This is a genomic window from Metallumcola ferriviriculae (genome assembly GCF_035573695.1).
Classification (GTDB): Bacteria; Bacillota; JADQBR01; order JADQBR01; family JADQBR01; genus Metallumcola; species Metallumcola ferriviriculae.
The window spans coordinates 1,108,817-1,132,799 of sequence record NZ_CP121694.1; the positions used below are offsets into that span (position 1 = coordinate 1,108,817).

Below are 23,983 nucleotides of genomic sequence, written 5' to 3' on the forward strand. Positions count from 1 at the left end.
ACTATTGGTTAAGGGCCCATTCAAACTATTTCGTGAGTCGTCGGTAGACTGGGGTTAGACTAGGTGATAAGTAATAATTAAAAGAAGCAGGACATTATTAATGGGTCTGGTATAATTATATAGTAGGTATCAACAAAAATTCTTTGGAGGGGTATATTTTGTTAATTGTTGCGTTAAACGGTAGTCCGCAAAAAGAGGGCAACACAGTGGCTATGCTTAATGAAGCATTGTCAGAGGCTAAAAAAATGGGTGCTAAGACCGAGCTCATTCATGTGGCTGATGCTTTAAAAGACCAAAAGATACCATTTTGTTATAACTGCACAGAACCCTGTGAAGGTAAGTGCTTTCAGGGAAAGAAACTGGGAGAGGCCTATGAACTGCTGGTGAAGGCAGATGGTATCCTGATGGGCAGTCCGGTCTATTTCGGCACTGTTTCCGGCCAGTTAAAAGCATTTTGGGATAAGACCCGGGCCTTGAGAAAAGATTACAAATTATTAAACGTAGTGGGGGCAGCTTTTACATCTGGCTCAGGACGCTTCGGCGGTCAGGAGACTACAGCTAAAGCTCTCTTTGACATGATGCTGGTTCAAGGCATGACCATTGTCGGTGATGGATATTTGGAAGATGGCTGCGGTCACCAGGGTGCTTTTGCGCAAAAGCCGGCGGAAGAGGATGCTTCCGGCTTGAAACGCTCAAGAGTATTGACCCGCCGGGTGGTACAGGTAGCGGAGGCTACCAAACAACTGAGAATACGCTAAAAAGAACCCTTCGGGGTTCTTTTATATTAGCTCCATTTCGCGAAGATAGTTGCTGACTACCTTTTTTTTGTCATATTGATTAATGGAATGGTGGCGGTCTGGTTTTTTTATTACCAGGTCCACTATTTTTTTCAGATCATAAGGGGTATAGAGGTTATCCGGATGAACAAATTCGGGGAAGCATAAGTTATTAGGTGCCACCGGAACAGCACCCATATATATTGCTTCTATTAATGAAGATGGCAGCATGTCGGCGATGGATGTGGTAATCACCACCGATGCTTTAGCCAAATTTTCATGGTATGTTTCTTTATCGGGGTTAAGACAAAACTCCAAACCGGCACTAGAAGCATTACTTACCAGTTGTTTGATACCAGGACTGAACCTGACCATTTTTTTGGGTGAAACCCCGGTCAGATGCATCACTCTATAACCTTCGGCAGTGAGAAGCTTAGCTAATTCCAACTCGAGAATATGTAGTTTTTCCAAGGAAAAACGTTGGTTAAACATCACTAAGTCATCTTCCTTGACTGTTTTCAAGTAAGGGTGATAAATAGAAAAATCTATGGGGAATCCGGTGACTACCACCTTGTCGGAAAGTTCCGGGTAGGCCCGGCAGATGCATTCCTTGCACCAATGAGAATTGGCGAACAGCTTGTCGTAGCAGTTTAACCGCTTTCTTTCACATAATGACTTTTCTGATTCCCATAAGACCGCTGGTTCAAAAGGCATGGCCGTCAACCCGACCACAATGCCGTATTTCCTGCCCCTCATGTTTTTAACCCTGTCAATTGCGGGACTCTGGGCCCAGCCAATTAACCATACATCCTCCGAAGAAGTTTTCGTTTCTACTAAATTAGTGTAACACTTAGTCCGTGTTTGCCAATCCCAGGGGGGCAGCATTTTGTACGCTATGCCGCGCTCAATAAGCTCTTCTTTCACTGCTCTGGTAAAGTTACCTGTCCAATTTGTGGGGGAATCCGTATAGCCCATAAAGTAAAGCATCATATCACCTCCAAAGCATCAAGGTAACGATCGCATACTTTTTTTGGCAGCATTTTGCTGAAATCTATACTGACATTATTCTTGGGTGGTTTTTTTATTAGGTGGATGATATTTTCGATATTGTACGGCGAATAGAGGTTTGCAGTATTAAAAATTTCCGGGTACTCACCATGGTTCGGTGAGATCGATATGGTATTTACTGCTGCCCCCTCCAAATTACTCTGACATATGGTGCTGGCAGTGGCCATATTTAGTGAGAACTGTGACTCAGCAAGTTGGGTCAGGCGTTGATGGCTGTTGTTAGTGACGGTAAAGTGTAGACCTCTTTTTTCACCCTCGCGGCAGAGTACTCTGCTCTCCCGGTCGGACAGCAATGTATTCATTTCTTTTGGTGTACATAGTTGAACAACCGTAAAACCTTCTTCTGTCAGGATTTCAGCCAAGTGAACTGCTAAAATGTGCAGGTTTTCTAAGGAAAAAGGCTGATTCAAAGCTATCAGCTTATGATTTTTTACAATTTCTCGATACGGAATGTATGGCCTGACATTAAAGGGTAAACCACAGACGGCGATCCTCGCAGATAAATTAGGAAAGACCATGCTTAACCAGTGGGCCATCCAATCAGTGGGTACAAAAATTTTCCAGCAGCTTTCCAAAAGGTCAAGTATTGGCATAGATTTCTTGGAATTCCCTTCAGAATAATGGACAAAGGCAAATTTTTTGCCCGGTTTATCCACGAGGTTGTAAACCAGGGGGTCAGACGGGTCACAAAAAAGCCAGCTATCATCTGACATTGAATTAAGCCTAGGTAGCGAGGCTAGCGTTACTTCAGCAAAGTCAATGTTGGAGTGTACGCATGCTTCTAATATACAGCTAGTGAAGAGATGTTGAATGCTATTTTTTGGATGGGTGTTCGTTACCAAGTAAAGCATTAATCCTGCCCCATTTGGCGGTGATGGTCAATGATTTCTAATAGGGCTTGGTTTAAGGTAAAACGGGGTACATAACCGAGGCCTTGCAGTTGATTTATGTCCGGAACACGTCGTGCAGTTTCTTCAAAGCTGTCACCAAAAGCCTCTTTATAGGGTACAAAGCTAATCTGTGACTGCGACCCGGTAAGAGAGATTATTATTTTAGCTAGATTTAAAATTGAGATTTCTTTAATACCGCCGATATTGTAGACCCTTCCTATAAGACCTTGGTCGAGAACGTATTCCAGCCCATTTAATGCATCTTCAATGTAGACGAAGGTCCTGGTTTGTTCACCGGTATGATATACCGGAAGCGGCTCATTATTTAGTGCTTTCTTAATAAAGGTGGGTACAACCATACCGTACGCCCCGGTTTGATAAGGCCCAATTACATTAAAAAACCGACCAATTTTAACTTGAGTGTTCATTTCACGAAAATACGCCAGAGCCAAATGTTCTTCCGCCAGCTTACTGACTGAATATAGCCAACTGGATTTATAACTGCATCCCAATAAACAATCCGCTTCTTCGGGTACGGGTATTTCACTAATTTTGCCGTATATTGCCGATGAAGAGCTAACAAAGACTTCTTTACCGTATTTAGTGGCTGCTTCTAGCACGTTATCTGTGCCGATAAAATTTACCCTCAAGCCGTCCAAACCTTTTTTAATGGCCTGCCGCACGCCAACTACAGCTGCCAAATGAATGATTTGATCACATTCTTTTACCAAAGAATCGACCAGAGTTTTATCAAGAACACTTCCTTGCACCACAGTACAGTTGTTTACTTGGTTTTTTGATGGACGGCTGGACATGAAGTTATCTAAGACAGTAACTTGGTGTGAATTTTTCTCTAGTAACCTCATAGTTAGATGAGTGCCGATGAAGCCGGTTCCACCTGTAAGAAGATAATGCATTTTGGGCTATCCCCTTTGAACATTGATTTATAATTATCTTATTATGGTAATTTGCAATTGTTACTGAGCTTAAATCACAAAATATAGGTTGCTAAATATATTATAAGAGAGGGCTTTGGTGAAAGGAGTTTTACATTGAACACATACCATGTGAATGAAATGTTTTCAGTGGCTCAGGTAATGGAGCGATTACAGGCAGCTCTAGTTCAGCAGGAACCACACTCGATAATCCGCATAGGCCATGCCGAAATGTATGTCATGTCTATCAACACATGGCCAGAGATCACCAATTGGCCGGATAGGATAAAAGCATTCGATAGGTACTTGAAGTATTGTGGGATTACCGGAAAAAGAAAATCTATTAATGATAGCTTAATTCGGGCAGTGCTCAAGGCGGACATTGTCGGCACCGGTGACCACATTGAATTTTGGCGGCTGCAGATGGAAAAAATCTTTCGCTATTATGGTATTCGTCCTGAACAGACCTGCAGCGCCTGGGTTAGTCAAAAGATGATAGCCACTCGTGAGTTTTTTGACGTTATTAGGGGTAAGCGGATAGTTTTGGTAGGAAGAAGAGCCAAGGAAGCGGTAGCGAAGTTTGAATACCACGGTGTAAAAGTAGTACAAACCAGGGGATTAGAGGGTTTTGAGGAAGTAGAAACCACATTGAACTGGTTTGAAGGAATTCCTGATTTTGATATAGCTTTAGTGGCAGCGGGGGTCCCCGCAACTACTATTTGCCCGGCCATTGCCGAATTGACCGGACGAATAGCTATTGATTTCGGCCATGCACTTGACTTAATCATTGATGGGCAGCCGGGCTTTCATTTTGAAGAGTTGGTAACAGATTTTAACTTGAAACATAAAGGTGGGGTATAATGGCAGCGGAAGTAACGGTATTAATACCTTCTTATAACCCCGGAGATTATTTGCAGGATGCTTTGAGAAGCGTTTTTAGGCAGTCCTATCGAAATTGGCACATTATTCTGGTGGACGACGCTTCCACGGATGATAGTGTGGCAATGTTTCAAGACTATCTATCTCATCCAAAGGTGACGCTTATCCGTAACAAGTACAATTTGGGCCAGTCTAGAAGTATGAACATTGGTTTAAAGCAGGTGGATACACCTTACGTAATTCAATTGGATGCCGATGATTGGCTATTACCGCGTACATTAGAGATTTTAGTACGGGAGGCCAGAAAAAAACCGGAAGAAGTTGCTGTGATCAGCGGTAATATCAGAGTGGTGGTTGAAGAAAAGGCGGTGGGCAGAAAGGAAGATACTCCATCGGTGTTTATCCGAAAAGGTCGCAATTTCAAGGACCGGTGGGATTTCTTATTATCAAACTCCTCAGTTTGGCCCCGCTTTTATCGAACGAAAGCCCTGCGCAGCGTTGGTGGATGGCCAACAGATGACCCTTTTGAAGGGCGCTATATGGAAGATAAGAGGATTTTGATGCGGCTAATAGAAAAATACCGCTTTCATTGGATTGACCAAGTATTATATGTTCATCGGAGGCATCAATATAATCAGACGGGTAAGATGCAGTCTTATCGTTACATTACAAAGTGGAATATCATTGATGTCCTGAAGCGTTGGGGTGACCTTTATAACCCGGTGTTTAGCGTCGATGAGGACGGTTGGGTTTATCTAGTCAAACTCATTCCCAAAAATCCAATTGTTGAGGGTTCTTCGTTACATTCACCCGAGGCCTAACTAAAGCATAATCTATATTGCAATAAGAAGAGCTTGGAGTGAGAGTCTGATGCTAAAAAATAAGGTGTTTGATTATTCAGCGCAAATTGGAGTAATCGGGCTTGGTTATGTGGGGTTGCCTTTAGCTCACGCTTGTGTCAAAAGCGGTTATTCTGTGATGGGAATTGATACCGACCTGCAAAAGGTGGCAAAGTTAAACAAGGGGCAGTCGTACATAGCTGATTTATGTGACGCAGACGTGGCCTCGTTATTCGGCGGCGGCAAGTTTTCAGTGAGCAGCCATTATGGTACCTTGAAATCATGTGACATTATCTTTATTTGTGTACCTACGCCTTTGAATAAAGAAGGCCAGCCGGACTATAATTTGCTTTTTAAGGCGGTAGAAAGTACTGCGGAAATACTTAGTCCGTCCCAATTAATTGTAGTAGAAAGCACTGTTGCTCCCCAGACCACAGAGAAAAATATTTTGCCCCGCCTAAGTAAAAAAGGGCTGCTGGTAGGCGAGGATTTTTTTCTTGCATATTCACCGGAGCGGATAGACCCGGGCAATAGTGCTTATAACTTGGCAAACACACCGAAATTAGTGGCTGGGGTCACTGAGAATTGCACAAAATTAACCCAAAATATTTATGAACAATTGGGGATGTTTGTAGTTACGGTTAGTTCTCCTGCCGTAGCGGAAATGGCCAAAATACTAGAAAATACTTATCGAGATGTAAATATAGCTTTGGTCAATGAAATGGCCCAGATATGTTCTGAAAATGGTATCGATATCTGGGAAGTGGTGTCAGCAGCGGCTACCAAGCCATACGGCTATCAGGCTTTTTATCCCGGACCTGGAGTTGGCGGCCACTGTATCCCTGTGGATAGTGTCTATTACACCGACTGGGCTCAGAATGGTAAAATTGGTGCAAGTCTGGTAAGACATGCCCGGGACATCAACGCTGCCATGAGTAAATACGTGGTAGATTCCTTATCGACGGTGCTTCTTAATAATGGACGGCAATTGTCAGGAAGTAAGGTATTAGTTTTAGGTGTGACTTATAAGAGAGATATCAACGATCAAAGAGAATCGCCGGCTGTTAAATTAATTGAGCTTTTATCTAGACGGGGCGCCTTAGTGTCTTATCATGACCCCTATGTGGAAGAAATCAAGGTTAACGGCAGGGCTTTACATTGTTCCCGGTTTGATAAAAGATTGCTAAATGAGCAGGATTGTGTAGTAATGGCAGTGGCTCACAAGTGGTACGATCTTAGGAACCTAAGTAGTAGCTGCGCCCTTATTTTCGACCTAACCAACGTGACTGTGGGGTTAGGGTATAGAAAGAATATAGTCAGCTTGTTTAAACACAATTGTAAATAAAAAAATATGCAAGCCATAGGCCGCCAAAGGGTATGAGAATTCTTTGGTGGCTTTACTTTATTCCTGTCCATTTGCTTGGTGCAACAATAGATTGTAGAGAGGGATTTCCTCGTACTCCCGGCCAAGGGTAATGAGAATTATGATAAGGAGGAATTGATTAAATGACAGATGAGAAGCTTCGCCAAAACCGTCAGGTAATAGAACCGGGAGAATGCCCCCCCCAAGGGTGCCCTCCTCCCAATGAGATTGTCTGTCTTAAGACTAAGAAAGTCTATCAGGAATGTAAACAAACTGAAGTTTTTGAATTGAGGGTTTTTGAATGGGATCCATCAACCGGAAGTTGTGACTTTAGTCAGGAACTGATACCGCCAGCAGGTGCAACCGATATAGTTAGTTGTCGCCTCCAGCCGCAATTTAGAAAGTTTGAATCATGTAGAGTGTGGCGCTCTAAGGAGTGGAACGGCTGCTGTGAAATCGGGAATGGCAGAATCAGATTTAATCTAAATGAAGATATTATCATCCCCCTTTCCCTTACCTTTGACACCGGTCAGACAGTCAGGGGCTGCGTACGTATTGAAGCACCCTTTACCAAAACAGTGGGTATGTCCAGAGCCGGAACACACCCCATGTTCCAGTGTGAAGTAGATTTGTGGGTAACTCGCTGCTTACTTTGTTTTATCGAGGAAGAGAATGCTGGTCCGGCAGGAGTTAACTGCTGTATTAATGTTATCCTGGCCTTTAAACTTTGGGCAGAGGTCCAACTATTAGTACCAGCGTATGGTTTCTGTACGCCGCCTGACTGCGAAGAGGTTTTGGGTGAGTGCCCGCCGGGCGTAGATGAATGGCCGCCTTATCCATCACAGGATGTAGATGAGGATGGAGTTACCTTTACTTCTGATTGTAAAGGATGTAAATAACCCTGATAATTACTGGGTTGTTATAAGCAATGCCGCTTTGGCTTCACTTTAATACTGTCCATTTATAATACGGTGTAATACATTATAGTGAGGCCAAAAGGTCTTCTTTCCCTGGCCGGGAAAAAATAATAAGAAGGAGGAATCCATTAAATGACGGAAGAAAGAAACACGGAAACCCGTCACGTGATTGAACCGGGGCCATGTCCACCCCAGGGCTGTCCGCCCCCGAATGAAATTGTCTGCATCAAAACCAAAAAAGTTTATCAGGAATGTAAACAGTCTGAAGTTTTTGAGTTGAAAGTTTATGAGTGGAATCCGAGAACCGGAAGCTGCAATTTCAGCCAAGAATTAACGCCGCCGGAAGGGGCAACCAGTGTCGTTAGTTGTAGGCTTGCGCCAATGTTTCGTGCTTTTGAAACTTGTCACGAAAACAACCTTATGCCCAATGGCGGTGTGCGCCACGAAGGATGTAATGATTATGTAAACGGCGGCAGTTGTTGCGAAGTGAGAAGAGGACGAATTAGGTTTAACCTAAATGAAGACATTGATATTCCTGTATCCCTCACATTTGACACCGGTCAAACTGTAAGAGGTTGTGTACGAATTGAGGCACCTTTCACCAAGACAGTAGGAATGTCCCGTGCCGGTACACATCCAATGTTTGAATGTGAAGTTGACTTGTGGGTAACCCGCTGTCTCTTATGTTTCATTGAAGAAAACACAGGTCCTCCGGAGGTTCACTGCTGTATTAATGTGGTGATTGCTTTTAAACTTTATGCTGAAGTACAATTGTTAATTCCGGCATATGGTTTCTGTACGCCACCTGACTGCGAAGAAGTTCTTGGTGAGTGTCCGCCTGCTTTAGATGAGTGGCCGCCTTATCCATCTCAGGACGTAGATGATAATGGCACTGTCACTATCGGCGGATGTGTAGGTTGTAAGTAAAGCAAAAGCCGTCACGTATGTGACGGCTTTTGTTATTATTATCTCTGAGCAAACATTACAGTGACCATAACCCCGCCGTAGGATTTGTTTACTACCCCTACGCCTGCATGGGTGTATGCGGCGCTTAGCAGGTTTGCCCTGTGTATGGCGCTTCCCATATACAGTTCTAAAGCCCTGTCAACATCTGAAGTTTTTGCTAAAATTTCACCTGCCATTTTAAATGGCACTCCTTGGGATTTAAGCATATCGTTAACGCGCCCGTAAGTAGGTGAATTGTGAGCAAAGTAGCCATTATCAACCATGTCCTGACTTTTCATTCTTGCTACATTAGTTATACCCATATCTAATTTAACAGCAGGAATGCCCCGTTTAAGTCTTTCTGCGTTAATTAAGTCAAGCATGTGCCGCTCCTGACCGGTTAGTGAACCGGTATTGTTTGGCTGTGGTTCCGGAGCGGGAGCAGGTGCTGGAACCGGGGCGGGGTTATTATAATTTGCCCACCATTGGGAACTTAGCCATCCTGTGCCGGTATTCGGTGTAGGCGCGGGAGCCGGAGCAGGCTCAGGTTGGGGCGCCGGCGTCGGAGTTGGCGCTGGCTGTGGGTCCGGAACGGGTGCTGGGGTTGGTTGTGGCACCGGCTGTGGATCCGGTTGGCTGTTATAATACTGTGAATACCAATTGGAACTCAGCCAGCCCGTGTAAGCAAATGCGGCCCCTGCATTGATAAGGAGCAGGGATAAGGTAAGTACAGTGATAATTAATTTCTGTTTCATGGTTCTCCTCCCTTATGTAGAAAAATTATAATCTTCCTCATATAGAATTATAGCTTGTCTTATAATAGTGCACAAAAACGCCCCTACGCCCTTACCGGTTGTGGGGGTTAAGTATCACAGGAGTTATTTAAATTGATGGGACAAGTACCTTATTTCGCATACATGGGATAACCTGTCAGGGGTGCTATGTTTTAACACCACGGCGCAGCTTATTTAATAAGCCCGATTTTTTTTGTGCTTTCACTAATGGTTTCTTTGGAGGGGTGGGTTCCGGTTTGACAGCCGGCGCTGTTGTTTTTAGTGATTCGGACTGGAGCGTTTTAATTTGTCTCTTCATTGCTTCCATCTTTGCCTTTATTTCCGACTGATTTTTGGCGTTATTTGTTTCAAGCTGCTTACATTGCTGCTTGGTATTTTGCACTTCTTGTTTTAAGAAGGCAACCTTTTGAGTCAGGGCTTGTTCGCTGTTGGCCGCATCATTTCTTGAGGCTAGTGCTATAGTTTTTTCATTTATATCTGCACTTAGGTTTTTTATTTCAAATTTAAGTTCATCCAGCTGTTTCTTGGTTCTGTCTAGTTCAGACTCTAATTCTTTGATCCTATCGTCTTGTGCTGCTAACTTTTCCAATTGCTTTTTTTCTTTGGAATTATCTTGTTTAATTAGTTCCCAGGCAGCGTTACCGGTGCCTGGGGCAGGGTAATCTTTCACAGGCGGGTGCGCCATACCGACATCCATCTTAATTTCTTCTGTCTCATCTTCTTTAGGAGGATAAAGTTTTGCTAAAAAAGGCTCTGCAGCAGCTTGAATTAATGATAAATATAGAGGCGGGCTTGATGCAGAAACGGTGTAGGGAAGCTGCAACTGATGTCCATTTAATAAAATTGAGAGCAGTTTTTCTCGGTCCGATTCTTCATCAATACTTCCCCAGGTATCACTCCCTTTAATAGAAAGGCAGTAATAGACGCTCTCATTTTGCTGCCATAATGCAGATAATCTATTATTACCGGTCAATAGTATCGGAGAGGACGCTTTGCTGCCATCCGGCGAAAGAACTTGGCCCTTATTCCAACCTTCCTCAGGCCATCCTTTAAGCTTATATAAATTTACCAATACCCTGCTTTGGGGGTCCAGATAAGTTAGGCGAATATTCTTTTGGTCAAGGCAAAGATACGGTTGAAAATCATGATCAGATTGCTCAGATGAAATATCATTGGTGTTTAAGAAAAATCTACTATCCTGGCGGTAAAAGAGGTAGTGACGGAGGATAGAGGCGCTTGCTGAATTTTTTTCCTGACATAAAAAATGAGGAGTGCCGTCACCGGTAACTATTACATTACTTAACCGTTGGGGAATATCTTTTGTGCGGATGAAAAATGGTTTTGACCAACCACTATCGTCCATGTAGAGGTATGTTATGGCATTATCTTCGTCCTCGTTAGACAGGAACATCACATGAACATTTCCCCCTGCAGTCGTCAGGCGAATATTTTTATGACTACTGCTATCCGTTGCAATATGAGCACTCTTAGACCAGTGTGCCCCATCCCAGCAGAGATAATGTAAGTTCCCGTCATCGCTATTCGCTACTAAATGGATATTTCTTTTACTGCCTACGGTTGCTGCGTATTCCTGGCCGAAGTGCTGGACTAATGTTTCTTGTTCCGCCCAGGAGCCGGTAGAAGTTTCAAATTTGCGGCAGCATAAGTTGTTCTGGTCTTTGTAAAAGGTAAGAATGCTTTTTCCCTCAATAACAGTGGTCAACGGTGTCTTTTCAGTCATATCTAAAATCTCCCCCTTAACATACAGTTAGCCCTTAAAACTCTTTATGCAGGGAGGGCAATATATGTGACTGTTAAATATATTTTATTTTTTGGAGCTTGCTTATTGCTACCTAAGAATTATTGTAGCAAATGAAAGGGGCTATTTTTGGCTTTGGTTCAATCCTGTCCAATGCTAAAATTTATCATAATTTAGTAATGTAGACTGGTTTTTTCCTGTGACACAGGCCAACATTAAGGGGGCGATGGGTATAGAGATAAGTTAATGGAACGTCACACCGGATTATTTTGTAATAAAAAGAGAAAAGGAGGTTTTAACGTAATGCCATTTGAAAATACCGGCGTTGTGGAAATTTGTCCGGCCCCGGGTAGACCGGCGTTTGCTTTTACGCAAATTTTTGTTTCCGAAACATTTGAAATCCCGGAGCAGAAGCCTGATGCAGAACAGATTATACTTGCGGAGCACAATATTACTTTAGAAGATGTGCAACTGGTTAAATTTACTGACCCCGCTGGAAATGAGTGGGAGAAAGTTTTCGTAGCAGGAAATATTTATAAGTTAGTGCAGTACTCGGCTGCTGTTCCAGAACAAACAGTGCACTTTGTGAAATTCCAATTGCCCTTCCAGACCATTCTGGTTGACGATTGTGGCAATCCTTTCCCGCTCGGCACAATACCGACCGACTACGTTGTCCATGTTTGTGTGGAAAAACAAATAGTCACCCTATTAGACGAGCGGCATATTCTTGTGGAAGTGCTGCTGATGGTTTGGCTGGAAGACGCTGTTTAAAATTTGTGTTGGAAAACATTTTTATTAAAGGAGGTTAAATGATGGACTGCTTAAATGATGCTGTTAGTTTGGCGGTAGTAAAGTGCCCACCCGACCCTTCCTTAGATACGGACCTACTGTATTTCACAGAAATAATTGTCTGCGATGAACTTGAGATTCCCCCACAGAAACCGGATAAAGAAGAAATCACAAACGTTATAATGAACATTGTAGTTACTGATATTGAACAAATTACTGTGGATCTAGGTGACGGGGTTATCCGTTATAAAGTGGCTGTATCCGGTACTATAAAATTAGGCATTGAATACTCTGCTCTGGTTCCGGACCAGCAGGTACACTTTGCTCACTTTGAAATTCCTTTCCAGGCTGTAATCGGGGAAAGGCCTTGTGATCCTCTCACTAACAGGGGTTTAATAGATGACCCAGCTTTTGATATCGCTAACTACCAAGTTAATGTTTGTTTAGAGCATGACCAGTATCACCAACTTAATCACAGAACCATTAAGGCAATATTGGTGCTGCTCCTTTGGTTAGAACCAACCCCATAAAGATGCTTGAAAAAATCTTTTTTAAGGAGGGAAACGCATGCCAGTATTTACGGGTATTTTTAAAGAGGTAGCCGTTGATCATAAACTAATAGTTCCACCGCAAAAACCCCCCATGGAATGTATCATCGATACCTTCGTAGATGTAGAAATAGAAAAAGCTGAAGTTATTGATACACCCATTCAGGTTACAACGGTGGCCGGTGTAGTGGACCTACAGAAGATTGTATTTGTAGGTAAGGTAATAATTAAAATAAAATATTCTGCGTTAGTACCGGACCAAAAAGTTCATGCGGCTCACTTTGAGGCCCAGTTCTGTACGCTGATAGAATGGCCTGATGGGCCACCCCAGGGGACACCCATTACCATTGATCCAGTAGTAGAAAAAGCGGTATTTAAAATGGAAGATGGAAGGAAGATATTTAAGGCCATTCTTATCCGGTTGGATGTATACCGGTAATTTCCGAGGGACCTCTTATTTAAGAGGTCCCGTTACTTAAACAAGCTCCTAGGGAAAGGAGAGATAGTTATGCCCACCAAACAATGCTTTGATAGCAATGTAGGTGATGAAATGTGTCCCGGCCCGGGGGATGTGGTTGCTTACCATACGCAGGTCCCTTTAAATGGCTTACTGGAGATACCGCTCAATAAACCGCCCAAGGAAGAAATATTTAACATCCGGCATGAAATTGATATCACCAAGTTCACCACTGTCACCGTGAAAAGGCCTCCAGGCAAAAAGGTTTTGGTAGTGGGAAAGATTATGTTGGGAATAGAGTATATCGCCAAAGTTCCGGACCAAAAAGTGCACTTCGCTCACTGGGATATACCCTTTCAAGTGTTAATAAAAAATGATGACGGGTCGCTGCTGCCGACAGACTTTAATTTAGAAGAGTATATAGCCCACGCATGTGTGGAGCATGAAGAGGTGCAGCAGGTAGATGAAAGAACCATTACCAAGGAAATTGTTCTTCTCATCTGGTTGCAGCGAATCGATAATTAAAGGGGGGGATAACATTGGCACTGTTTCGAGATATGGCGGGGGCTGAAGAAATATTTAGTGAGATTGTAATCAATCATAATTTAACTATTCCCGATCATAAACCACCCATGGAACGGTTACTGGGATATAAAATCGAATATGAAATCATTAAGGCAGAAGTAATAGATACCAAGCTCACCACTGATGATGACCCGCCATTGCCTATTAGAAAAGTATTAATTGATGGTGTTGCTAAAATTGCTATTAAGTATGTAGCACTTGTTCCCGACCAGCAGGTTCACGGTGCCCATTTTGAAGAGCCCTTTCATGACTTGATAGAATGGCCGGGCGGGCCTGCGCCGGGTTCCCCTATTTGTGTAGAGATACTGGAGGAACATGTGCAGATTCACATGGTTGACGAAAGACATCTATCAAAAGTAATCGTCATCCAGTTTAATATTACCCCGGATGACCAATGAAAGGAGGTTAAATTATGGCTATAGAAGCACTAGCGGCAGGCTCACTTATCATCCCAATGGATGTAACGTACCAGGATAAAGGGATGTTTCTCGCCTATGGTTTGGTTTACCGACTGCTTAATAACGGTATTCCGGTGAAATGGGCCATTAAGGATAACAAGGCCTTTGGCGATACTGACTTTCCTGCTACAACAAGAAACTATACAGTTCCCGCAGAGATTCCGACTAGTAAAAGTTATGCCGGCGGCCCTTATATAGTACCTGCGGCAAATACTGCGGCCGCCGGGGCTATTATTGATGCCTATCAGGCGGCAAACCAGGCGGAATTCGCTCAGGGATTGCTGCCTGTGGTACATGTGGCCACGGCCGGCTTTAATGCCGATATTGCCTACACATTAAGCCGAGCGCCACGGATTGCCATGGAAGATACCAATGCCAATATTATGATTAAATATTTAAACACATCAAAAGTTCCTGATTCTCGAGGACTTGCCTGGGATAAAGATGATTCTCCCGGTGTACTAACAGAGGACGAAATTGATAATGGTGCCCTTTTTGGCATTGACCGTTCTCAGGTACCGCCGCCCCAGGAAATATGTCTAAAAAGAGCCTACGATGTTTTTCTGTCACCACATACTTCTGACGGTGCCTGGCAGGATACGCCTGCAGCTGCTGACCTGGTGCAATTTTTGGAACAAGGCGGATTTCTCCATGCTACATGCCATTCCATGTCAGCGCTGAATAACTTTGATGCCGGGCCAATGCTTAACCCCATAAGCCAAACTAATTATGGTGATAACAAGGGTGATGCCAGCACCTTTACAGTGGATATAGCGGATTACCCTTCAGCCCAGGCAGTACCCAGAGGCCCGGCGGCAGTACAAGACCTGCCCGGCGGCTCGGAGCAGACATGGCTGCATACTGATGTAACTTATTTCCCATCGGTCTATCAATTAGCTCATTTTTTAGATAATTCCGATGTATACGACTTTATGGCCGGTGGTTCCTTTAGAGGAACCGGCGCTGGGGTGGTTATTTTTGAAGGCGGGCACGAGTATAAGGATACGCAGAATATCCCTGCCAGCCGATCCTACTCAACCACAACAGACGCAGTTTACCAGAGGTTTGTATTAAATACTGTTTTTGCTTCAGTTGGTAAACCTTACTTTCAAATGATTGTTTTACCGCAAAATGTATCATCAACCGCACCAACTCCGGTGACGTTTAGCTTAATAAATACCGGGGGTGCACCGGCTATCTACACTTCGCCATTTGTAGTTACATTGGCACCTTTTGTTAACTATATACCGGGTACAGCCAGTCCTGTTCCGGACAGTGAAGTAATGATGGGAGGGCAGTGGGTTCTTACCTGGAATGCGGGCACTTTACCCGGTGGTCCAGGAACTGTGGCAACGATTCCGGCAACTATAGATCCTACTTTGGTTGGCGGCACCATCCCCAGCGGTAAAAACCAGGCTGTGACTTATCAGGGTTCCTGGAACGATGCATATAATCAGGCAGCTTCCATCGATAACTGTACAGCTATCACTGCTCTACCCGGCGCTGCACCAAATATGTTGAAAACTCCGCTTAATCAATCCGTAGTCCCCAATGGATTGGCTACTTGGAACATCAATGTCAGTAATAACGGTACTCTGCCTATTGATAGTGCTTTGGGACCGCCGGCTTTTGTAATCACTGATACCCTGCCGGCAGGGTGGGTTTATGACCCATTAACAACAACAACAACACCCTTTTCCGTAACAGTAAATCTTGATGGCACTACCACCATCGTCTGGCGGTGTCCGGCAAGCTGCCCGCCCATGCTGGACCCATTGTTGCCGGGTGGAAGTTTTACTCTTACCCTGGGTGCATTTGCACCACCGGCGGTTACGGCGACTTACACCAATTTGGTGAATTTACAAGGCACTGACGGTACCACTAATTTTGATATAGATGCCCGGGCCACTGTCAATGTAGTAAACCGCCCGCCAACGGTTACTGTGGATAATCCGGTGCAAGGCGACCTTTCCTGTACCGGTGTGGATATTCAATGGACGGCTACAGACCCCGATGGCGACACTCCGCTGGAGATCACCTTATTTTATTCTTCCAACGGACCGGGTGGCCCTTTTACGCAGATTGCCACAGTGCCGACACCACTTTCAGACCCACCAACCAGTTCCTTTTTCTGGGATACTACAGGTCTGCCTAGCGGCAGTAACTACGTGGTCAGGGTAGTGGCTTCTGATGGAGAGCTTTCCAGCGAGGCTCTTTCGGGAGTATTTATCGTTGATAATACTGACCCCACGGTAAGCTGGGTGTCACCGACGGACGGTGACTTGTTAAGCACCACCCCGGTAGTATTACAAGCATCAGCTACTGATAATGTGGGAGTAAGCAGTGTGACATTTGAGTACTCCTTTAACGGAGGCCCCTTTAATCCAATTGGTAACGGGCTGCCTGTGGGCGGCAATATATACGAGACAAACTGGGAAATAGCAGGCCTTGACCAGGGCGACTATATGCTCAGGGTAACTGCCACCGACCAATGTCAGAATAGTTCACAACAGTTAATTGACGTTATCGTAAATATACCGCCGGAGGTTACGCTAATAAGCCCTCCGCCGCCTGACCCGGTATGTCCTCCTGGTACCGATATTAACTGGGAGGCAACAGATGAAAACCCCAATGCCGCCTTGACTTTCACTCTGCAGTACTCAGTAGACGGCGGGCCTTTCATCACCATTGCCACCGGTATACCGGGACCGTGCCCATGTTCTTACCCGTGGAATACAGCGGGATTGGACAGCGGCACATATGTATTAAAGGTAATTGCGTTCGATGGTATATCCACAGCAGAAGATACTTCAGATCCGTTTGTAGTTGATAATGACCCGCCAGATGTGAATTGGGTAACACCTCTAAACAACAGCTTCCTGACAGGCAATGTACAGCTCAGTGCTACCGCTACTGACAATGTAGCTGTCACCAGCGTTATCTTTAGCTATGACGGCAATAACATCGGTCCCGGTTTCCCCGATGACAGTACTTACAGCACCACTTGGGATACAGCCATGGTAATGGATGGGGATTATGTCCTTACAGTAACAGCCAGCGATGATTGTAACAATACGGCGGCAGATACCATCAATGTAACAGTTGATAATACGCCGCCTACAGTGGAAATTACAGAGCCACCTGATGGCTCAGTGGTTTTCGGTACGGTAGACCTGGTAATTTCTGCCCAGGATAACGAATGTTTAGAAAAAGTAGAACTATATATCGACGGGCAGTTAGTAGCCACAGAAGCGGGTAACAACCAAACCAGTGTAGATTTTATCTATGAGTGGGATACCACACAATTCCCGGAAGGGGAACATGAAGTTACGGCGGTGGCATATGATTGTGCCGGCCTAACAGCCGAAGATACTAATACCTATATAGTCGATAACTTACCTGAGCATTTTACTCAGGTATTGGTAGACGGAGATTTAACAATACCCGAACAAAAGCCGGATATCGAACGTATACTAGAACCAGTAGATGTAACTTACGATATTCGGGATGTAGATATATTTAATACCATTGACGGAACAAAAGTGACGGTCAGCGGCTTTCTGGAAATAGGTGTGACTTATGTGGCAACCGGTGGGGACCAAAGAGAGCATTACGCTCATTTCATGGTTCCGTTTCACGGGCTGATACTATTCCCTGACCTTCCCTTGGATGCAGACGTTGAAGTAGTAATTATCTTTGAACACATTCAGACTCACTTGATTGACCCGAGAACCATTAAGAAAGATATCGTGCTCTTTATTGGCATCAGAGAAGTGTAATTTTACAGTGCTGTATCAGGAGTAGGGTTTTTCCCCTACTCCTGATACTAACTTTATATAAGCTGACCGAGGAGGGATTATTGATGTATGATGCACTTTTCTGCTCCACTAAAACTCCAATAGGAGACGAATATTGTCCCCACCATAATGCTGATGTGGCCTACTATACACAGATTAGCCTAAATGGCCACTGCACTGTGCCCGGCCCCAAACCTGATATAGAGAAAATTATTAATCACAGTCACAATATTATAATAAAAAAAGCGATATCGATAGAAACAGAAGAAATTGAATGCGGGACACATTTAAAGAAAGGTAAAAAAGTGCTTGTGGCGGGGATATTTATTTTAGGTATTGTCTATATATCAGACACGCTGGACCAAAAAGTGCACTATTTTGAGTGTAAATTGCCTTTTCAAGCGATCATTATGTGCCATCACCAGTGCAAGGAACATCTTTTTCCAATAGATTTTTCGCTAAATGACTACCAAGTACATGTATGTGTGGAGGACTTGGAAGTTTGCCAACTGGATGAACGAACAGTTAATAAAAATATTGTGCTGATGATTTGGCTGCAGCCAAAACCCTGTATTCATCATCACTGCAGGGAGGGGAAAAAATGAATTGCCTAGAAAGCAAGGTGTGCTGCGAGATTAAAGAGATATGTCCTAAAGATCATAATGATATTGCCTATTACACGCAGACCATTGTTAATCGCGAATTATCAATACCTGAACACAAGCCGCCCAAGGAAAAAATTCTCAGCAAAAACTATCAAATTTGTATTACTAAAACCAAGCCTATATATATTAAATTAGGATGCGGGAAAGTAACCGGATGTAAACTCTTGGTAGCGGGAAGTATTAGCGTGGGCGTGGAGTATTCTGCCGCTGTTCCTGAGCAAAATGTACATTATGTACACTATGATCTTCCCTTTCACGGATTGATAATGGATGAAGATTGTGGTCGCCCAATCCCTAAGCAGGATTGCGACCTAAATAAATTTGACCTATTTGTATGCACTGAGCACTTTCAATTAGATCAAATAAACCCAAGACAATTACGTTTAGTCGTGGTGCTAATGCTATGGCTAAAACGTAAACATCATTGTGAATGTTGAAAGGAGGAAGACAAATTGGAACAGCTCCACATCCCTCCCAGCGGCATACCAAGGGTTTCAAAGCAAATAACTATTAACCATATGCTTACGGTACCAGACCATAAACCCGAGGTTGATTGCATTATCGATGCTACTGTAGATATACATATCATAAAGGCAGTAGTTATTGATACACCCGTTCATATCAACTGTCATCCGGTTCGTAAAGTGATAGTTATCGGGAAGGCGCAAATTATAGTCAAGTATGTGGCCAAAGTCATTAACCAACAGGTACATGCAGCCGTCTTTCATATACCCTTTGAGGCCTTAATAAAATGGCCCGGAGGGCCACCAGCGGGGACGGAAATCTGCGTAGGTGTGACAGTTGAACACTTTCAAATAGATCCTCTTGACTATAGAGATTTAATGAAGGTTTTGTTAATTCGTCTAGATGTTTATCACAAATAACATAACCAATAGGCACTATTTTATAGTGGCATTCGGCAAGATTAGCCGGATACCATTTTTTTTTTGCAATCTGTAACCAATGCCCCCTGTAGTGCATAAATTAATCTTGAATTGCAGTATTGTTACTCATAAGAGTTAGTTATTTTAAATAATAAAGGAGAGAGTTGCTTTGAAGGAAACGGAAGTAAGGCATGAACATCAAATTAAACCGGGTCCTTGCCATCACCACGGGTGCCCCCCGCCCAATGAAATTGTTTGCATCAAGACCAAAAAAGTGTACCAAGAGTGTAAACAAACTGAAGTATTTGAACTAAAAGTTTATGAGTGGGATAAATTCAATAGGAGCTGCGATTTCAGCAGCCCAATGGTGGTTCCCGAAGGAGCAGCTGAAATTATAAACTGCAGTATTGTGCCGAAGTTTTTTAGTTTTGATAAATGTGATAAAGCCGCAAAACCTGATAAAAATTCTCTTCCCTGCAATGAACCGTGTGATACGCCGTGCTATCCTCCGCCTCAAAACGAAAGCTGCTGTGAAGTTGGTAAGGGTCGTATAAAATTTACTTTATGGAATGATATAGACATTCCTGTTTTCCTCGAATTTGATAACGGTTCCACCCGCCGGGGGTGTGTCCGAATTAAGGCACCCGTCTCTAAAACGGTCACAATGCCCAGGGCAGGCACGCATCCTATGTTTCAGTGTGAAGTGGATCTGTGGATTACTAGATGTTTACTCTGCTTTATTGAAGAAAGCAATGCAGCCGATTATTCTAATTCTCTAGAAATTCATTGCTGCATAAATGTAATAATGGCATTTAAACTATTTGCTGAAGTGCAACTTTTAATACCTGCCTATGGCTTCTGTGTACCACCTGAATGCAAGGAAATTAATGGCAAATGCCCTCCGGGTGAAGAAGAATGGCCGCCTTACCCACCTCAGGAAGTGGATAATTGTTGATTTCAGACCGTTGCCAATCTAGCATATTACTTACTAATAAAATAAGACGGTGCAATCACCGTCTTATTTTATTAATCTATTATTTTTAGAATAGATCTTCATTGGTAATACTTAGTTCCTGCTTACGCAGCTTAATACAGCTTTCCGGGGGCCAGGAATAGGTACATTCCCTGGGACAGTTAAGGCAAAGTTTCAGTACGGAGGGTTTGCTCCAATAGCCGTGTTTTGTGGCATTAAAAGCTGCATTGGCTTTACCCTTGGCAGTTTTAGGTCCGGTACTCTTTTGGGCATTTATAGCAGCCTGTCTTTTTCCTGCTTCAGTCTTGGGACCGGTGGATTTCTTGGCATTCATCCGATTGGCTCGTATTCTAGCCTGCGAGACTTTTTTTTTCTTTTTGGCCATTTAACCGCTTACCTCCTGGGTACAAAGGTGTTAATTGAATATGATTTTAGGGACATTAGTTACTGCGAATGGTGTATTATTGCAAAATTAAACCGGCGCTTTTCAGAAATAAGAAAAGAATTTAATTTATAAATATTTTATGTTTAGAAATTTGGTCGGTGCGACCCTAGAAGCGAATTCATCGTCCCAATTCAACAAACTTTGCTGATAGATTGCAAAAAAATAAGACGGCCACAGGCCGTCTTGAGCTCACTTTACATACTTGGTTTTTAATTTTGCACTTATTTCTTTCAGCATGTCAAAGGACCTATCTACTGATTGGGTACCGTCCGAATTTATCAGACAGCATCTTGCCGGAGCAAGCCAGGACCTGCTGATTATTTCTTCAAGGGTTAAGTCAGTTTTGGCAGTTGCATTATCCCATAGGCGTTCAAGATGGGTGCAAAGCTTCTCTACGTTGTTTTCCGCAACTTCTTCGGTGAGAGTGGGAGTAATTCCCCAGCTGATGATGCCCCCGTCCTTGATGAACTTGGTCAGCTCATCCCGATAGCTGGTAAATACATTACCCCATTGCAGCACATCGATAGAAAGTATATCTAATCCGAGATTCAAAAGGAAGGACCAGTCGGGATTACCGCATAGATGCACCCCCTTGGGTCCAGGTAGTTCTGAAAGAAACTTGCGGTAATCTTTTACGGCTTGTTCGGATGAGTAACCGGTAATTGCCATAAAGATCATTTCCAGGCCAGGTTCATCAACCCAGACAAAGGCATTATCATTTTTGGATTTTAATTCGTGGTATTGAGTTTGAATTTTTCTAGCCATCATATCATAGAGTAACTGCCGCACTTCATCATGGTAGATTATTGGGGTTTTAGTCTCGTCGGCAATTTTCAGACCAAAGCTTACCGGCCCGATAATCTGTCCTCTAATCGCCTGAAAATCCTCAAGGTCGTGCTTAAGAAAATTGTGGTAAGCCACGGAATAATCTTCAGACAGTGTCAGTGTCTTTCCTTCTTCCCAGGCCATGATAAAATCAGGCAATTCAGCGTAAAATTTCTCCATCCGGAAGGATATCCGCTGTTCTTCAGTGTCAAGAACAATACCGGGAAAGTCTTCCGATGCTTGAACATACATGTCCTCATAGAAGTCTACCCTTGGCAGCTGGGGCCAGAAAGGGATATCCAGTGTCAGGGCCAGTTTTTGGGCTGTCGCCACATCCTTGTGAGGCAGGATGCCCATGGCAGTAGTCGCTAAATTCCCGGTCAAAGTCATAAATAATTCCTCCTTATTTTTCTACCTCTATGGCCTGGCTCGGACAGCCCTCGGCCGCTTCAATAACTTCATCTTCAAATTCCGGTGGTATCTCATCTACCAACACCTTGGAAACATCACCCTCTAGTTTGAATACATCGGGGCAGATACCCTCACAGGCACCGCAGGCGATGCATAACTCCTCATTTATCTTTACCTTCATCTTTTTACCTCCTCAATATGTATTAAGTGGTACTGCTCTTAATTATATTGTACTTATCATCTATTTTTCCTTCTGTGGGTTTACTCACCGACAGCCTGTGTTCTTTATCACAATATTCCGTGTGTTTGTTGACAGATAATTTTTCGACGATGGTCAATAATAAGGACAAGGGATAGATAAAAAAAATAAAAGGAGCATTCCTGTAATCAAAAAAAATGATCTTTGAAAAAAGAAGTACCTCCTGCTAATATACTAGGTGTCACCGGTCGATGACCCTTAATTCGCAAAGGAGGTACTCCAAAATGAAGTATAACCAAAATTTCAAGATTTCGCAAGTGACCGAAAACACCTTAGTGATTGGAGTGGACATTGCAAAGAGCAAGCACTATGCCAGAGCATTTGATTGGCGAGGGATAGAACTGAGCAAAGTCATTAGTTTTCGAGCAGACAGAAGAGGGTTTAGGCAGTTTAGAGAGTGGGCAGAAAAGATTGCCAGGGATGAGGGCAAAAACAAAATTATCGTGGGTATGGAACCCACAGGACATTACTGGTTCACCTTTGCAGCCGATGCAGATAGCAATCAGATGATGGTAGTGCAAGTAAACCCGTATCACGTTAAGCAGTCAAAAGAAATGGATGATAACACGCCCAGTAAAAACGACCGGAAAGACCCAAGAACCATAGCGATGCTGGTGAAAGATGGGAGATATCTGATACCATACTTTCCCAAAGGTCATTATGCAGAAATGAGAAAAGCCTATGAAATTAGGGAAAACCAATTGCAAAAGAAGTGGGCCATAAAGAACCGCGTACAAAGATGGCTTGACATTTACTTTCCCGAGTTTACCCAAGTATTTAAGAGTTGGGAAGGCAAGGCTGCATTGATGACACTAGAGAAATTCCCCACACCAACAGAGATAGTAGAACTTGGCGCAGAAAAGATACTAGCGGCCTGGAGAGAGAAAGTGAAACGCGCAGTAGGTATTAAAAAAGCAGAAGCACTTGTAAAGATGGCAGAAGAAACAGTAGGAATACAAGCTGGGCTAGAGATGGCAAAATACGAACTTGAGTGCATGCTTCAGGAATATCAGGCAATACGCAACATGTTGGAGATGACAGAACAGAAATTAGAGACATTAGCGTCCCTGATCCCTGGAATGGATAAAGTTTTGCAGATAAAAGGTGTAGGGGTCATAACCGCAGCCGGTTTCATTGCGGAGGCTGGTGATTTATCCCGTTTTAACCACCCAAAGCAAATCATAAAGCTTGCAGGACTTAACGTACGAGAAAACAGCTCCGGCAAGCATAAAGGCCAAAGTACAATTAGTAAGCGAGGCAGGAAGCGATTAAGGTCATTACTCTTCAGGGCAATACTGCCATTGGTCGCAAAGAATAAAGAGTTCAAAGAGATTCATAAGTACTACACAACAAGGCCCGTAAATCCACTGAGAAAGAAACAATCACTCATAGTATTATGCGGGAAATTGATTAGAGTAATCTATGCTTTGCTGACCCAAGGCGTAGAATACAGTCCCGAAAAACTACTTTCGGACATTAAAAGACCAAAAGTAATGACACAAGCAGCATAAAAGACTGCACCGCCAAGGAGAGTGTACCGCAGCCAAGAAAGCTTATCAAGGGCAAGGACTACGTCTCCGCTACGCGGACCCTTGACAACCTTTCATGGCAGCTGGTTAGGGTAGTTAAGCGGTGCGATGGATAAGTATAAACTATTCGTTTTCAATCTTATGATTAGGAAAGACATTGATAAAAGTGAGCCGGATAAGTCAGCAGAAATAA

The 23,983-nt window shown here is 43.5% G+C and carries 25 protein-coding genes; 17 read left to right on the forward strand and 8 right to left on the reverse strand.

Annotated features, from left to right (window positions below; all coding sequences use genetic code 11):
- Window positions 1-158: 158 nt before the first annotated feature.
- Window positions 159-758 (forward strand): flavodoxin family protein, encoded by a 600-nt coding sequence (locus MFMK1_RS05590; RefSeq protein WP_366924151.1) that lies wholly within the window; start codon window positions 159-161, stop codon window positions 756-758.
- Between the two features lie 21 nt (window positions 759-779).
- Here MFMK1_RS05590 and MFMK1_RS05595 read toward each other — a convergent pair whose 3' ends face one another.
- From MFMK1_RS05595 to MFMK1_RS05605, 3 genes are read right to left on the reverse strand one after another with little or no spacing between them, the layout of a single operon-like run.
- Complete coding sequence (locus tag MFMK1_RS05595; protein ID WP_366924152.1) at window positions 780-1,763, reverse strand: glycosyltransferase family protein; 984 nt, start codon at window positions 1,761-1,763, stop codon at window positions 780-782.
- Window positions 1,763-2,695, reverse strand: a complete 933-nt coding sequence (locus MFMK1_RS05600; RefSeq protein ID WP_366924153.1) for a hypothetical protein — start codon at window positions 2,693-2,695, stop codon at window positions 1,763-1,765. Before MFMK1_RS05600 ends, MFMK1_RS05595 begins: the two co-directional genes overlap by 1 nt.
- Window positions 2,695-3,651, reverse strand: coding sequence for an NAD-dependent epimerase/dehydratase family protein (locus MFMK1_RS05605; RefSeq protein ID WP_366924154.1), 957 nt, complete (start codon window positions 3,649-3,651; stop codon window positions 2,695-2,697). The genes MFMK1_RS05600 and MFMK1_RS05605 overlap by 1 nt, the downstream gene beginning before the upstream one ends.
- Window positions 3,652-3,786: 135 nt before the next feature.
- Here MFMK1_RS05605 and MFMK1_RS05610 point away from each other — a divergent pair, with 135 nt between their 5' ends.
- The 5 genes from MFMK1_RS05610 to MFMK1_RS05630 all read left to right on the forward strand — a co-directional run bounded on the left by MFMK1_RS05610 (window position 3,787) and on the right by MFMK1_RS05630 (window position 8,594).
- The gene (locus tag MFMK1_RS05610) at window positions 3,787-4,530 is read left to right on the forward strand and encodes a GT-D fold domain-containing protein (protein ID WP_366924155.1); all 744 of its coding nucleotides are present in this window, start codon (window positions 3,787-3,789) and stop codon (window positions 4,528-4,530) included.
- Window positions 4,530-5,369, forward strand: a complete 840-nt coding sequence (locus MFMK1_RS05615) for a glycosyltransferase family 2 protein (RefSeq protein ID WP_366924156.1) — start codon at window positions 4,530-4,532, stop codon at window positions 5,367-5,369. Before MFMK1_RS05610 ends, MFMK1_RS05615 begins: the two co-directional genes overlap by 1 nt.
- 49 nt (window positions 5,370-5,418) lie before the next feature.
- Window positions 5,419-6,732, forward strand: a complete 1,314-nt coding sequence (locus MFMK1_RS05620) for a nucleotide sugar dehydrogenase (RefSeq protein ID WP_366924157.1) — start codon at window positions 5,419-5,421, stop codon at window positions 6,730-6,732.
- Between the two features lie 161 nt (window positions 6,733-6,893).
- The gene (locus MFMK1_RS05625) at window positions 6,894-7,649 is read left to right on the forward strand and encodes a hypothetical protein (RefSeq protein WP_366924158.1); all 756 of its coding nucleotides are present in this window, start codon (window positions 6,894-6,896) and stop codon (window positions 7,647-7,649) included.
- 150 nt (window positions 7,650-7,799) lie between these two features.
- Window positions 7,800-8,594, forward strand: a complete 795-nt coding sequence (locus MFMK1_RS05630) for a hypothetical protein (RefSeq protein WP_366924159.1) — start codon at window positions 7,800-7,802, stop codon at window positions 8,592-8,594.
- 38 nt (window positions 8,595-8,632) lie between these two features.
- On the opposite strand, the gene MFMK1_RS05635 is transcribed toward MFMK1_RS05630, so the two are convergent.
- Both MFMK1_RS05635 and MFMK1_RS05640 read right to left on the reverse strand, forming a co-directional pair.
- Window positions 8,633-9,367, reverse strand: a complete 735-nt coding sequence (locus tag MFMK1_RS05635) for a CAP domain-containing protein (RefSeq protein ID WP_366924160.1) — start codon at window positions 9,365-9,367, stop codon at window positions 8,633-8,635.
- A 184-nt stretch (window positions 9,368-9,551) separates the two neighbouring features.
- Window positions 9,552-11,147: a hypothetical protein gene (locus MFMK1_RS05640; RefSeq protein WP_366924161.1), complete on the reverse strand. Its 1,596-nt coding sequence runs from the start codon at window positions 11,145-11,147 to the stop codon at window positions 9,552-9,554.
- A 321-nt stretch (window positions 11,148-11,468) separates the two neighbouring features.
- On the opposite strand from MFMK1_RS05640, the gene MFMK1_RS05645 reads away from it, so the two are divergent.
- The 10 genes from MFMK1_RS05645 to MFMK1_RS05690 all read left to right on the forward strand — a co-directional run bounded on the left by MFMK1_RS05645 (window position 11,469) and on the right by MFMK1_RS05690 (window position 20,303).
- Window positions 11,469-11,936: an SPOCS domain-containing protein gene (locus MFMK1_RS05645; RefSeq protein WP_366924162.1), complete on the forward strand. Its 468-nt coding sequence runs from the start codon at window positions 11,469-11,471 to the stop codon at window positions 11,934-11,936.
- 41 nt (window positions 11,937-11,977) lie between these two features.
- The gene (locus MFMK1_RS05650) at window positions 11,978-12,484 is read left to right on the forward strand and encodes an SPOCS domain-containing protein (RefSeq protein WP_366924163.1); all 507 of its coding nucleotides are present in this window, start codon (window positions 11,978-11,980) and stop codon (window positions 12,482-12,484) included.
- A 37-nt stretch (window positions 12,485-12,521) separates the two neighbouring features.
- Window positions 12,522-12,941 (forward strand): SPOCS domain-containing protein, encoded by a 420-nt coding sequence (locus MFMK1_RS05655; protein WP_366924164.1) that lies wholly within the window; start codon window positions 12,522-12,524, stop codon window positions 12,939-12,941.
- A 69-nt stretch (window positions 12,942-13,010) separates the two neighbouring features.
- Window positions 13,011-13,484: an SPOCS domain-containing protein gene (locus MFMK1_RS05660; protein ID WP_366924165.1), complete on the forward strand. Its 474-nt coding sequence runs from the start codon at window positions 13,011-13,013 to the stop codon at window positions 13,482-13,484.
- A 14-nt stretch (window positions 13,485-13,498) separates the two neighbouring features.
- Window positions 13,499-13,942: a DUF3794 domain-containing protein gene (locus MFMK1_RS05665; RefSeq protein ID WP_366924166.1), complete on the forward strand. Its 444-nt coding sequence runs from the start codon at window positions 13,499-13,501 to the stop codon at window positions 13,940-13,942.
- A gap of 14 nt (window positions 13,943-13,956) precedes the next feature.
- Window positions 13,957-17,781, forward strand: a complete 3,825-nt coding sequence (locus MFMK1_RS05670; RefSeq protein WP_366924167.1) for an Ig-like domain-containing protein — start codon at window positions 13,957-13,959, stop codon at window positions 17,779-17,781.
- 83 nt (window positions 17,782-17,864) lie between these two features.
- A complete protein-coding gene (locus MFMK1_RS05675; RefSeq protein WP_366924168.1) occupies window positions 17,865-18,404 on the forward strand; it encodes an SPOCS domain-containing protein in 540 nt (179 codons plus the stop codon).
- Window positions 18,401-18,901, forward strand: a complete 501-nt coding sequence (locus tag MFMK1_RS05680) for a DUF3794 domain-containing protein (protein WP_366924169.1) — start codon at window positions 18,401-18,403, stop codon at window positions 18,899-18,901. Before MFMK1_RS05675 ends, MFMK1_RS05680 begins: the two co-directional genes overlap by 4 nt.
- Window positions 18,902-18,916: 15 nt before the next feature.
- Window positions 18,917-19,348 carry an SPOCS domain-containing protein gene (locus MFMK1_RS05685; protein ID WP_366924170.1) on the forward strand — a complete coding sequence of 144 codons (432 nt, stop codon included), beginning with the start codon at window positions 18,917-18,919 and terminating at the stop codon, window positions 19,346-19,348.
- Between the two features lie 169 nt (window positions 19,349-19,517).
- Window positions 19,518-20,303: a hypothetical protein gene (locus MFMK1_RS05690; RefSeq protein ID WP_366924171.1), complete on the forward strand. Its 786-nt coding sequence runs from the start codon at window positions 19,518-19,520 to the stop codon at window positions 20,301-20,303.
- Window positions 20,304-20,388: 85 nt separating this feature from the next.
- Here MFMK1_RS05690 and MFMK1_RS05695 read toward each other — a convergent pair whose 3' ends face one another.
- From MFMK1_RS05695 to MFMK1_RS05705, 3 genes are all read right to left on the reverse strand, one after another.
- Window positions 20,389-20,706: a hypothetical protein gene (locus MFMK1_RS05695; protein ID WP_366924172.1), complete on the reverse strand. Its 318-nt coding sequence runs from the start codon at window positions 20,704-20,706 to the stop codon at window positions 20,389-20,391.
- A 249-nt stretch (window positions 20,707-20,955) separates the two neighbouring features.
- Window positions 20,956-21,981 (reverse strand): uroporphyrinogen decarboxylase/cobalamine-independent methonine synthase family protein, encoded by a 1,026-nt coding sequence (locus MFMK1_RS05700; RefSeq protein ID WP_366924173.1) that lies wholly within the window; start codon window positions 21,979-21,981, stop codon window positions 20,956-20,958.
- A 13-nt stretch (window positions 21,982-21,994) separates the two neighbouring features.
- Entirely contained in the window at window positions 21,995-22,183 is a 189-nt protein-coding gene (locus tag MFMK1_RS05705) for a ferredoxin (protein WP_366924174.1), read from the reverse strand.
- A 302-nt stretch (window positions 22,184-22,485) separates the two neighbouring features.
- On the opposite strand from MFMK1_RS05705, the gene MFMK1_RS05710 reads away from it, so the two are divergent.
- On the forward strand, window positions 22,486-23,772 hold the full coding sequence (locus MFMK1_RS05710; protein WP_366921713.1) for an IS110 family RNA-guided transposase: 1,287 nt from the start codon (window positions 22,486-22,488) through the stop codon (window positions 23,770-23,772).
- Window positions 23,773-23,983: the final 211 nt, after the last annotated feature.